Source organism: Actinosynnema sp. NPDC023587 (genome assembly GCF_040640215.1).
Taxonomy (GTDB): Bacteria; Actinomycetota; Actinomycetes; order Mycobacteriales; family Pseudonocardiaceae; genus Actinosynnema.
The window spans coordinates 203,004-214,017 of record NZ_JBFABG010000013.1 but is presented as its reverse complement, the minus strand read 5'-3'; the positions used below and the strand labels follow the sequence as shown (position 1 = coordinate 214,017).

Below are 11,014 nucleotides of genomic sequence, written 5' to 3'. Positions count from 1 at the left end.
AGGCCGTCGCCACCCAGCGGCGGCTGGTCGCCAACGCCTTCGCGGAGACCCGACCACCGCGGTGGTCGGGTCGATCGGCGGCGGTACTCCTCCACCAGCGGCGCGCGGCCGACTCCTCGCGGCCGGACCCTGCCCGGTGGCACCGTCGCCCGGTCACTTCCGGACGGGTGAATGCGCCGCTCCGGGTGGCCGGCCCCACGGCCGTCACCTAGCGTCCACCAGAGAACCCTGGCGCACGCTGGAGGCCGTTGTGGACCGACACCTGGTGACGCGGATCGGCGCGGGCGTCGTGTGCGCGGCCCTGATCGCGGGCTGCACGCCCGTCGACACCGCGAGCAGCGGCACCGCGCGGACGACCGGCGTCGAGGCGTCCACGGCGGCGAGCTCGCTGGAACAGGGCTACGAGCGGGTCGTGCGGGACACCCTGCCCTCCGTCGTGCAGATCAACACCGAGAGCGGCCTGGGCTCGGGCGTGCTCTACGACGACAAGGGCCACATCGTCACCAACGCGCACGTCGTCGGCACCGAGACCCGGTTCCAGGTGTCCTTCGCCCACGACAGCACGCCGCGCGCGGCGACCCTGGTCGCCACCCACCCGCCGGAGGACCTGGCGGTGATCAAGGTCGACGGGTCGCTGCCGTCCTCGCCGGCGAAGTTCGGCGATTCCGGGGAACTGCGGGTCGGGCAACTGGTGCTCGCGATGGGCAGCCCGCTCGGCCTGTCCAGCAGCGTGTCCAACGGCATCGTCTCGGCCCTGGGCCGCACCGTCGCCGAGCCCGCCGGCACCGCCTCGCCCGGCACGACCATCGCGGACATGATCCAGACCTCGGCCGCCATCAACCCGGGCAACAGCGGCGGCGCGCTGGTGGACATGTCCGGCTCCATCATCGGCATCCCGACCCTCGCCGCCACCGACCAGCGACTGGGCGGCGCGGCACCCGGCATCGGGTTCGCGATCTCGGTCAACACCGTCAAGCGCATCGCCGACCAGATCGTCCGCGACGGCAAGGTCACCGAGTCCGGCCGCGCCGCGCTGGGCATCACCGGCCGCACCGTCATTGACCGCGACCGCGAGAACGTCGGCGTCGGCGTGGTCACGGTGATCGCGGGCGGGGCCGCGCAACAGGCGGGTCTGCGCGCCGGTGACGTGATCACGAAGCTGGGCAGCGCCGACACCCCGACCATGGCCGACCTCAACCGGGCACTGGCGGACCGCAAGCCGGGCGACCGGGCGTCCGTGACGGTGTTGCGCGGCAACGACACCACCAAGGTCGACGTCACCCTGGGCGAGCTGTAGCAACTCCACTCTGTAGCAACTCCACTGCGGACGGACCAGTCGGCCGCGTCGGACACCGGCCGCGCCGAAAACCACATCGCGTCGGACCGGGTGCGTCACCGCCCACCGGGCCGGCACCAGCCGCGCCGGTCATCCGATGACCGGTCGGGAAAGGACTGCCCGATGATCCGGAGCAAGCACCTGTCGGAGGTGATCAGGCTCGCGCTCGCCCTGGCGGTGGGCATGACGGTGGCCGGTGGGGTCGCGGGCCTGGCCGAGCCCGGCGTCACGGTCACCAGGACGGCGGAGCCGCCCAACCTCGGCAGGGCGAAGATCGCGGTGAAGGAGTACTACGGCGGGCACCTGGTCGAGGGGAAGAACCAGCACTCGGACGACAGCCAGTGGGCCCGTGACGTCCAGGAGAAGGCGCACGAGGCGCGGCAGGCGCTCGACGAGGTGGGACCGGCGGCCAAACCGGCGATCGTGCTGGACATCGACGACACCGCCGAGGTCACCTACGGGTGGCAGGCCGACAGCGACTTCGCATTCGACCACCGCGAGCACCACGAGGCGATCAAGGCCAAGGTCTTCAAGCCGGTCCTGCCCGTCCGCGAACTCGCGTGGCAGGCCCGGAGCAAGGGCATCAAGGTCTACTTCGTCACCGGGCGGCGCGAGGACGTGCGCCAGGCGACCGTGGACCACCTGGCCGAGGAGGGCTACCCGGAACCCGCCGGGGTGTTCCTCAAGCCCGCACGGCCCGAGACGGCACCGCCTTACCTGCACTGCAAGGACCGGTGCCCGACGGCGGTCTTCAAGAGCCTCACCCGCAAGCACATCGTCGAGGACATCGGCGACACCATCGTCGTCAACATCGGCGACCAGGACAGCGATTTCGCGGGCGAGCACTCGCCGCGCAACGTGAAGTTGCCCAACCCGATGTACTACCTGCCCTGACCGCGACACCACGCCCCGGCGAACGCCCGGGAAGACGTGCCGTCCGGACCTCACGGGGGTCCACAGGACCGCGTACCGGAAAACTTCGGCGGTCAAGGAAAACGTCGAGGGGGCCAGGAGCGTCGCGGATGCGTCCATCAGCCGTTGACCTCACGTGCCACCGCGAGCTGCTGAACCTTGTGCCGCTGCTCGCGGTCCAGCTCCGCGCCGTGCCGCGAGATGAGGACGTCTTGCACGGCGCGCTCGACCCCGACCCACGTCCTGACCCACTGGGCCTGTTCCTTGCACCGCACGTCCTGGGTGGCGACGGCGATCTCGTGCGCGGACGGCCGGCCCGCGCTGAACGCGGGGTCGGCGATGGGGACGTCCGGGTTGTCGTAGTCGAAACCCGCCCGCGCCATGCAGCGCGACCACACCCCGGCGGCCTCGGTCACCGGCGGGGTGGCGCGGGTGACCTGGTGGCTGCGACGGCTCAGCGCGAAGCTGGTCTGCTCCTGGCCGGGTTGCCCGTCGGCCGCGAGTGCCCGGTCCGCTTCGCCCGCGCACCCGCCGGCCGGCACGGCGCGTCCGCCGACATCGCCCTTGCGGGTACCGGTGATCACGGAGACGACGTCCGGCGACGGCTGGTGCGCGGTCGCCTCCGCGCCGGTGGCGCGCGGGGCGAACACCGCCGGGTCGCGGTAGCCGTACGCGGCGGCTTCGGCCGCGTCGACCAGACCGTGCCGCCTCGATCGGGAGGCGTCCCGCACGGGGTCGACCACGGGGAAGGCGAAGGTGATCCCGTGATCGGCGAGGCACCGCTCGATCAGCCTGTTGCGCGCCGCGATGACCTCCAACTCCTCGACCGGTGTCAGCAGCGTCCGGTTGAGCGGCAGGTCGAGGCCGTGCACCGTCGACAGGTCGGCGGGCACCCTCGCGAGCGCCGCTCCGAGGTCGGCCGCGTCCAAGCCGCCCGCGTCGAGGCCGGACGTGGTGCGGTCGGAGGTGCCCTGGTCGGACGTGGGGACGGGTGCGGTCGAGCAGCCGACCAGCGCGATCACCGCCACGGCTGCGGCGAGGGCACCCGTGGCGAAGTCGACCACGCGGCGCGGTAGGCGGTCGGATGTGACCACGGCCAAACCTCCGATTCACCGTCGGGGCCACGCCGGGCCGGGCGTGACCCCGATCATTCCGACTAGAACTGGTCGCGGTTGGCGCAGTCCTTGTAGACGCCGCTGCTGTTCGGCCAGTTGAAACTCGCGTTCTCGTTCTTCATGGTCGCGTTCAAGTTGGCCTTGCCGTATGCGCCGAACGATTGCTTGGCGACACTGCCGTTGCAACCGCTGTTGTAATACACCGTCGCCAGTTCATTCCAGTTGTTGACGACCGAGGCGGCGTTGTTCTTGACCGGGACGCCGAGGCCGTTGCCGTTGGTGCCTCGTTTGTTGAACTTCTCGTTGTCGAGGTTGCCGTCCGACTCCAGGTAGTCCGCACGGGCACCCTGGAAATTGCTGTTGAAGTAGAAGCACAGGTAGAGTTCCGGACAGCCTTCGATCACTGCCGCCGATGCCGCCGGCGCGGCGAGGACGCTTCCCGTGATCGTGATGAGGGTCGCCGTGAGTCCGATCAGTACTCGTTTCGCGCGCATGAAGTCTCCTCGTTCGTCGCCGGCGTCGGCGCGTGGATCGGGACGGGACCTGCCCCGGACAACCACCATCATGTCGGGCCGTATCCTCTTGGTGTCCTCATGCCGTCATCACGCCGTCCTCCTCGATTTTCGGCACCACCGAGCAAGGGTTGTCGACCCCGATGATTCATTGGGGAAATGCGCCGCAATGGCGCTTGCGCTGCCCTGTGCGCGTCCGTTGTCTGCGCAAGGGTATTCACGGCGAAGTGGTGTCCGGCGTCGTGATGAGCCGGGTGCTGCGGGTGCTTCGGTCTGTCGAGCCGGTACGCAAGGGGCAACACACCGCCGAGCGACCACCCTCTGCCGCTTCACCGGGTCGGACGCCGGAGGAACCCGGCCGACCCGTGTGCCCCGGGGGAGCACCGACCGGCCGCTCCCCGTCAGACCGGGCCGCCGCCGGCCGCCAAAGGCCGCACTGCCCAGGAGCAACACAGGTCGTGCAGGATCTTCCGACTCCGTCCGACCTCGGCGGTCCACTGCCGGGGGATGGCCGCTGCCACCGCGTCGGCCGCGCGGGGTCGTGGGTCGGGCACGGGCACCGGCCGTGCGGCGTCGCGCGGTGCGGTGCGGTCGTCGGACGGGCCGTCGCGCAGGACCGTCAAGTACGCCTGCTGCGTCTCGGGAGACGGGTCGACACCCAGTTCGTCGGCCAACCTCTCGCGCAACACCGCGAACAGCGCCAGCGCATCCGCCTTCCGGCCACGCCGGTCCAACGCCAGCATCAGGTAGGCGTGGACCCATTCCCGCAACGGGTTCTCGACCGCGCACGCCGACAACTCGTCGACGACGTCCCAGAAGTGGCCCAGCGTGAGCTGCCACTGCGCGCACAGCTCGACCGCGTCCAGCCGCTGGTCGTCGAGCAACGCGGCGCGCGCGACGAGTGCCGGGGAACCCATCGCGTCCAGCGCCGGCCCCCGCCACAGGGACAGCGCCGCTTTCACCGCGTCCACGGCGTCGGTGAGCCGGCCACCGGCGGCCAGTGCCCGCGCGGCGTCCACCCCCTGCCGGAAGCGCAGCCAGTCGACCTGCTCGTCCGCGACGGCGAGCCGGTAACCGGGCCCGTCGGTGGTGATGGACCCACTGCCGCCCAACCGTTCGCGCAGGGCCGAGACGCAGTTCTGCACCTGCTTCCCGGCTGTCGCCGGCGGGCGTTCCGCCCACACCGCGTCCACCAGCCGGGAGATCGGCACGACGGTGCGCGGTGCCAGCACCAGTGCCGAGAGCACCCGTCGGTGCCGCGGGCTGTCCACCGCGATCCGTTCCGCTCCGGACCACACCTCGAACGTTCCGAGCACGCGGAAATCCATCCCCACCCCCTGTGCGTACCAGGCGCTCCCCAACGCCGCAGCCAGTCTATCCGGGCCCTGAACTGCTCAAACGGTATTTCACCCGAAGGAGGAGAGCGGTGGGGGAGAGGACGCGGTGATCAGCTCCCGGTCTGGGCCGGTCAGTGCCGCGTCCTCGGGTCGTGGGTGGGGTCGGGGTACATGGCCGGGCAGCCGTGCGCGATGGCTTCGGGGCGCAGTTCGTAGTGCCAGGGTTCGTTGCGGTAGATCTGGCACAGCCCGTACTCGGCACCGCGTTCCGACAGCCACGCCCTGGCCTCGGCGGGCCCGATGTCGACGGCCTTCCCCGCGACGTGGGCGGACCTGTCCGCCGTGGCGACCCACCGCGCGGCTTCCGCCGCCGAGCCGTGGTCGGAGACGGCCTGGCGCAGCAGCCGGTCCTGGTACGCCGGGGAGCGCCACCCGCTGTTGACGAAGAACTCGACGCCGTCGTCGGCCGCCGCCGTCGCCGCGTCGCGCAGGGCCCGCAGCAGGTCGGGGTCGAGGTTGGCGACGCCGGGGTGCTCGTCGTCGAACACGGTCACGCCCCGGGGGAGCGCACCGCCGAGCGCACCCCCGAGGGGGTCGACGAGTGAGGCCGCGAGGACGGGCGAGCGGGTGCGACGGGCTGTGCGTACCGGTTCGCTGGAAGGCATACCCCCAGCCAAGGCGGCGCGGTGTTGCCGTCGCGCATGCGGTTTTCGATATGTCGACGATAGGTGCCGGCCGGTAACATCGAGCGCATGCGCGTGCTGGTCGTCGAGGACGAACCCTATATGGCAGAGGCCATCCGCGATGGGTTGCGCCTGGAAGCCATCGCCGCCGACATCGCCGGCGACGGGAACACCGCTCTGGAACTGCTGGGCGTCAACACCTACGACATCGCCGTGCTCGACCGCGACATCCCCGGGCCCTCCGGTGACGAGGTCGCCGAGAGCATCATCGCCTCCGGCAGCGGTATGCCGATCCTGATGCTCACCGCGGCGGATCGGCTGGACGACAAGGCTTCCGGGTTCGAGCTCGGTGCCGACGACTACCTCACCAAGCCGTTCGAACTGCGCGAGCTCGTGCTCCGGCTCCGCGCGCTCGACCGCCGACGCGCGCACCGCCGGCCGCCCGTGCGGAAGATCGCCGGCCTGCGGCTGGACCCGTTCCGGCGCGAGGTCTACCGGGACGACCGGTACGTCGCGCTCACCCGGAAGCAGTTCGCGGTGCTCGAAGTCCTCGTGGCCGCCGAAGGCGGGGTGATCAGCGCCGAGGAGCTGCTGGAGCGGGCGTGGGACGAGAACGCGGACCCGTTCACCAACGCCGTCCGCATCACGGTCTCGGCCCTGCGCAAGCGGCTCGGCGAACCGTGGTTGATCGCCACGGTGCCCGGCGTCGGCTACCGCATCGACACCCCGCCGGACACCGGCCCGGACCGTGGGTAGAGCGCCCGGGGTGAGCGTCCGCCTCAAGCTCACCCTCAGCTACGCCGGGTTCCTCATGGTCGCGGGGGCCCTGCTGCTCGCGGCGGTGTGGGTGTTCCTGCTGCGCTACGTGCCGGAGGAGATCAACATCCGGGGGGTGTCGATCCCCGACCGCTCCGAACTCCAGCGCACGTTCGCGCCGAAGGCGACCGCGGCGATGGTGTTCCTGCTGGGGTTCGGCCTCGTCGGGGGGTGGGTCCTGGCCGGCAGCATGCTGGCACCCCTGACGCGCATCACCAACGCCACGCGCCTGGCCGCGAACGGGTCGCTCTCCCACCGGATCCAGTTGGAGGGCCTCAACGACGAGTTCCGCGAACTCGCCGACGCGTTCGACACCATGCTGGCCCGGCTCGAAGCGCAGGTGGCCGAGCAGCAGAGGTTCGCGGCCAACGCCTCGCACGAGCTGCGCACCCCGCTGGCGATCACGCAAACGCTCCTCGACGTGGCGCGCAACGACCCGAGGTCGGGCACCAGCGAACTCGTCGAGCGCCTCCACTACGTCAACACCCGGGCGATCGACCTCACCGAGGCGCTGCTCCTGCTCAGCCGAGCCGACCAGCGGTCCTTCACCCGGGAGCACGTCGACCTGTCCCTGGCCGTGGAGGAAGCCGCGGAGACGCTCCTCCCGCTCGCCGAGGAACGCGGCCTCGCCATCGAGACCTCCGGCGACGTCACGCCCGCCCTCGGCTCCCACGCCCTCCTGCGGCAGATGACCACGAACCTCGTGCACAACGCGATCGTCCACAACCTGCCCGAGCGGGGGACCGTGCGGGTCACGACGGACGTGGACGCCGGTTCGGCGGTGCTCACCGTCGAGAACACCGGCGAGAAGCTCTCCCCGCACCTGGTCTCCACGCTCGTCGAGCCGTTCCAGCGCGGCAGCAGGCGCATCCGGACGGGCCACGCGGGGGTCGGGCTCGGCCTGGCGATCGTCAAGAGCATCGTCCAGGCGCACGACGGGACCCTCACCCTCGCCCCCGGCACCGCCGGCGGTCTCCGCGTCACCGTGCGGCTGCCCGTCGCGCCACCGGACGCCCCGGCCGAGGACCAGCCCGACTACCCGACGGGGAAGTCGAAGTAGGTGTCCGGGAAGGGTTCGTCGATCAGGGTGTAGTGCCACCACTCGCACTCGTACGGGCGGAAACCGCAGTCCTCCATGATGGTCCGGAGGTGGTGCCGGTTCCGCGCCTCGGCCCGGCTGACCCCCGTCGCCCCGTGGTGCGAGACCGGGTCCATCAAGTCGTGGTCACCGCCCATGGCGGCGAGTTCGCCGGTGGCCAGGTGGTAGAGCGTCAGGTCGACGGTGCTGCCCCGGCTGTGGCCCGACCTGGCGGCCACGTACCCCTTCTCGAACATCTCGGCGCGGTCGATGTTCGGGTAGTGCCGGAGCTTCGTCCGGCCGTCCTCCGGCTGGACCGACCAGCGCAGGAAGCGGTCGACGGCGCGCTGCGGGCGGTAGCCGTCCCACACCAGCAGGCCGAAGCCCCGGGACGCGGCCTTCTCGCGCGCTTCGCCCAGGGCGGCGCACAGGGCCCTGGTGCCGACGATCCGGTTCGCCGGGTACCCGTCCACCGGTGTGCCGGTGAAGTTGTCCCAGGTGGCGTACTTGGCGTCCCAGCGGATGCCGGGCGCGAACTCGTCCAGGAAGGCGAAGTCGTCTCTCACCGGCGACCGGTCCCGGTTGACGTCGACGCCACCAGCCGGTCGATCACGTCGGTGAGCGGCAACCCGGCGGCGGCCATCATCCTGGGGTAGCGGCTGTAGGAGGTCAGGCCCGGCAGGGTGTTGACCTCGTTGAGCACGACGTTCCCGTCTTCGGTGAGGAACATGTCCACCCGCGACAGGCCTCGGCACCCCAGCGCGCGGTAGACGGCCTTGGCCGTGTCCTGGACGAGCGCGCGCGTCCGCGCCGGGAGGTCCGCCGGAACGATCGCCGTCGAGTTCTCGGACCCGCTCTCGGGCGCGTCCTCCTGGTGGATCTTGAAGAAGCCGTGGGACAGCGCGATGCGGTCCACCTCGCCGGTGGTCGACTCCTCGCCGTCGCCCAGGACGGCGCACCCGACCTCGCTGCCGACCACCGCCCGCTCGACGACCACCTTCGAGTCGTACTGCCGGGCGAGGTCCACCGCACTCGGCAGTTCCTCCCGGCGGGACACCTTGCTGACGCCGAAGGACGACCCGGAACGGGCCGGCTTCACGAAGACGGGGTAGGTCAGCCGGTCGGCCTCGACGGACTCGCCCGCCCCGATCACCCGGAAGTCCGGCGTGGCGATCCCGGCGCTGCGCGCGACGAGGTAGGTCAGCGATTTGTCCATGCACAGGACCGAGGTCTGGACGTCGCAGCCCACGTAGGGGATGCCGGAGAGCTCCAGCAACCCCTGCACCGCGCCGTCCTCGCCGAGCTCGCCGTGCAGCACGGGCAGCACGAGGTCCAGGCCGATCGTCTCGTAGCGCCCCTGGTCCAGGACGAGCAGCCCGCGCGCCCGCCGGTCCGGCGACAGGACCACCGGACGGCGGTCGTCGTCCTCCCAGCCCTCGCCGGGGCCGTCGCAGAGCTGCCAGGCACCGCTCCGGGTGATCCCGACGTAGAACGGTTCGTACTTCGCGGTGTCGAGGCTCTTCGCGACCTCGCGCGCGGATTTGACGGAGACGGGGTGCTCCTCGGAGCAGCCGCCGAACAGGACCGCGATCTTCAGCCTAGCCACGGTGGTTCCCGCTTTCGAATGTCAGGCAGTTGATGAGGGAGTTCTCGACGGTGTCGCTCAAGGCGTGGTCGGTGTAGTAGGCCGTGTGCGGGCTGATGAGCACGTTCGGCAACTCCTGGAGTCGCACCAGAGACGTGCTCCCGACCGGCTCGTCCCGGCGGTCGGTGTAGAAGATCCCGTCCTCTCCTTCGAGGACGTCCAGCGCCGCACCGCCCAACCGGCCGTCGGACAGCGCCGAGACGAGGGCCTCGGTGTCGAGCAGTGCGCCGCGTCCGGTGTTGATCACGTACGCGCCGTGCTTCATCCGCCCGATGCGTCGTCGGTCCAGGAGGTGGAACGTGGCCGCGTCGAGCGGCGTGTGCAGCGTGACGACGTCGCTCTTCCGGAGCAGGTCGTCGAGGGGGACATAGTCGGCGGCGGTGGTCGGCCGGCTGTCGCAGGCCAGGACCCGGCAGCCGAAGCCCCGGAGCCGCTCCACGACCGCCGTGCCGATGCGCCCGGTCCCGACGACGCCGACGGTCAGGTCGCGCAGTTCCCTGCCGCGTGCCTCGGGCAGCCGGTAGTCGTGGACGTCGGCCCGGCGGAGGGTGGACTTCGCACCCCGCACCGCCATCAGCATCAACATCAGCGTGTAGTCCGCGACGCTGTCGGGGGAGTACGCGACGTTCTCCACCGAGAGGCCGAGGCTCTCCGCGTAGGGCACGTCGATGTGGTTGTAGCCGATGCTCCTCGTGGAGACGTAGTCCACGCCGGCCCGGCGGAGCGCGCGCAGTGCCGCATTCGTGACCGGGGTCTTGTGGCCCACGCTGACACAGCGGTTCCCGGAGGCCAGCCCGACCGTGGCTTCGGCGGCTGCCGCCCCGGTGATCGTGGGCGTCACGCCGAAGCGCGGGGCCATCTCCCGGAACAGGGCGGCCTCGTCCGGCGCGCACCCGTAGATCGTGATTCCGATGTCGCGGGCCGGTCGTGGGGGTCGGTCGGAGGACATGCGCCCAGTCAAGGCGGCGCGGTGTTGCCGGTGCGTATGAGGTTTTCGATATGCCGACGATATGGCCGGCCGACCCGGGGTCCGACCGTCCTGCCGGGCGGCACTCGCCTAAGGGCCGGTCTCACGTGGTGGTGATGCTGTCATGCTGTTGTGTTGTGGTTGATCGGTTCGCGGTGCGTCCGCAGGGTGGTGGGACGGCTCCGGTGGATGATCGTGCGGTGTTCACGGCGATCGTGTCCGTGCTGACCAGCGGGTGTCGGTGGCGGGACCTGCCGCCGTCGTTCGGGGTGTCCGCGCCCACCGCGCACCGCCGGTTCACGCAGTGGACCGAGGCCGCCCTGTGGCGAAGGCCGCACCAGGCGGTGCTCGACCGGCTCGGGCCCAGGGCGTGGTGGACTGGTCGCGGGCGATTCTGGACAGTGCGTCGGTGCGGGCGAAAAAGGGGGCTCCCTGACCGGGCCGAGCCCGGTCGGCCGGGGTGAACCCGGCTCGCCACCCTCGCCGCAATACTGATCTGCTTCACACAACTCGCCAAAACAACCACGTGAGACCGGCTCCGGAACGTCAGGGGATCGTCCGGGGCCGGACATGCCCGTGGGGCGGGTCGTCGCCGACCCGCCCCACGGAATCA

The 11,014-nt window shown here is 71.0% G+C and carries 11 protein-coding genes and 1 pseudogene; 5 read left to right on the top strand and 7 right to left on the bottom strand.

The features are described 5' to 3' along the window. Positions 1-250 precede the first annotated feature (250 nt). The gene (locus tag AB0G01_RS28760) at positions 251-1,297 is read left to right on the top strand and encodes a trypsin-like peptidase domain-containing protein (protein ID WP_360951613.1); all 1,047 of its coding nucleotides are present in this window, start codon (positions 251-253) and stop codon (positions 1,295-1,297) included. A 162-nt stretch (positions 1,298-1,459) separates the two neighbouring features. Continuing rightward, positions 1,460-2,230 (top strand): HAD family acid phosphatase, encoded by a 771-nt coding sequence (locus AB0G01_RS28755; RefSeq protein ID WP_360951611.1) that lies wholly within the window; start codon positions 1,460-1,462, stop codon positions 2,228-2,230. A gap of 137 nt (positions 2,231-2,367) precedes the next feature. Here the strand turns inward: AB0G01_RS28755 and AB0G01_RS28750 are convergent, their stop codons facing one another. The 4 genes from AB0G01_RS28750 to AB0G01_RS28735 form a co-directional block, all read right to left on the bottom strand. After that, positions 2,368-3,342 carry a hypothetical protein gene (locus AB0G01_RS28750; RefSeq protein WP_360951608.1) on the bottom strand — a complete coding sequence of 325 codons (975 nt, stop codon included), beginning with the start codon at positions 3,340-3,342 and terminating at the stop codon, positions 2,368-2,370. Positions 3,343-3,404: 62 nt separating this feature from the next. Beyond that, a complete protein-coding gene (locus tag AB0G01_RS28745) occupies positions 3,405-3,929 on the bottom strand; it encodes a peptidase inhibitor family I36 protein (protein WP_360951605.1) in 525 nt (174 codons plus the stop codon). Between the two features lie 347 nt (positions 3,930-4,276). Further along, on the bottom strand, positions 4,277-5,191 hold the full coding sequence (locus tag AB0G01_RS28740) for an AfsR/SARP family transcriptional regulator (RefSeq protein ID WP_360951602.1): 915 nt from the start codon (positions 5,189-5,191) through the stop codon (positions 4,277-4,279). Between the two features lie 152 nt (positions 5,192-5,343). After that, complete coding sequence (locus AB0G01_RS28735) at positions 5,344-5,766, bottom strand: M15 family metallopeptidase (protein ID WP_360951599.1); 423 nt, start codon at positions 5,764-5,766, stop codon at positions 5,344-5,346. 198 nt (positions 5,767-5,964) lie between these two features. On the opposite strand from AB0G01_RS28735, the gene AB0G01_RS28730 reads away from it, so the two are divergent. Next, positions 5,965-6,651 carry a response regulator transcription factor gene (locus AB0G01_RS28730; protein ID WP_360951596.1) on the top strand — a complete coding sequence of 229 codons (687 nt, stop codon included), beginning with the start codon at positions 5,965-5,967 and terminating at the stop codon, positions 6,649-6,651. Beyond that, positions 6,644-7,771, top strand: a complete 1,128-nt coding sequence (locus AB0G01_RS28725; RefSeq protein ID WP_360951593.1) for a HAMP domain-containing sensor histidine kinase — start codon at positions 6,644-6,646, stop codon at positions 7,769-7,771. The genes AB0G01_RS28730 and AB0G01_RS28725 overlap by 8 nt, the downstream gene beginning before the upstream one ends. On the opposite strand, the gene vanX is transcribed toward AB0G01_RS28725, so the two are convergent. The 3 genes from vanX to AB0G01_RS28710 are packed head-to-tail and all read right to left on the bottom strand — an operon-like array spanning position 7,747 to position 10,383. Continuing rightward, positions 7,747-8,355 carry a D-Ala-D-Ala dipeptidase VanX gene (gene vanX / locus AB0G01_RS28720; RefSeq protein ID WP_360951590.1) on the bottom strand — a complete coding sequence of 203 codons (609 nt, stop codon included), beginning with the start codon at positions 8,353-8,355 and terminating at the stop codon, positions 7,747-7,749. The two genes, AB0G01_RS28725 and vanX, sit on opposite strands and share 25 nt — an antisense overlap. Next, a complete protein-coding gene (gene vanA / locus AB0G01_RS28715) occupies positions 8,352-9,395 on the bottom strand; it encodes a D-alanine--(R)-lactate ligase (protein ID WP_360951587.1) in 1,044 nt (347 codons plus the stop codon). The genes vanX and vanA overlap by 4 nt, the downstream gene beginning before the upstream one ends. Continuing rightward, the gene (locus AB0G01_RS28710) at positions 9,388-10,383 is read right to left on the bottom strand and encodes a D-isomer specific 2-hydroxyacid dehydrogenase family protein (protein WP_360951584.1); all 996 of its coding nucleotides are present in this window, start codon (positions 10,381-10,383) and stop codon (positions 9,388-9,390) included. Before AB0G01_RS28710 ends, vanA begins: the two co-directional genes overlap by 8 nt. Before the next feature lie 173 nt (positions 10,384-10,556). On the opposite strand from AB0G01_RS28710, the pseudogene AB0G01_RS28705 reads away from it, so the two are divergent. Continuing rightward, a pseudogene (locus tag AB0G01_RS28705) lies at positions 10,557-10,875 on the top strand (transposase); the annotation flags it as partial. Positions 10,876-11,014: the final 139 nt, after the last annotated feature.

Bases quoted from the DNA above. Each gene is read 5' to 3' on its own strand.
- AB0G01_RS28755 (WP_360951611.1), top strand. From the start codon at position 1,460: ATGATCCGGAGCAAGCACCTGTCGGAGGTGATCAGGCTCGCGCTCGCC.
- AB0G01_RS28745 (WP_360951605.1), bottom strand. From the start codon at position 3,929: ATGATGGTGGTTGTCCGGGGCAGGTCCCGTCCCGATCCACGCGCCGAC.
- AB0G01_RS28730 (WP_360951596.1), top strand. From the start codon at position 5,965: ATGCGCGTGCTGGTCGTCGAGGACGAACCCTATATGGCAGAGGCCATC.
- AB0G01_RS28710 (WP_360951584.1), bottom strand. From the start codon at position 10,383: ATGTCCTCCGACCGACCCCCACGACCGGCCCGCGACATCGGAATCACG.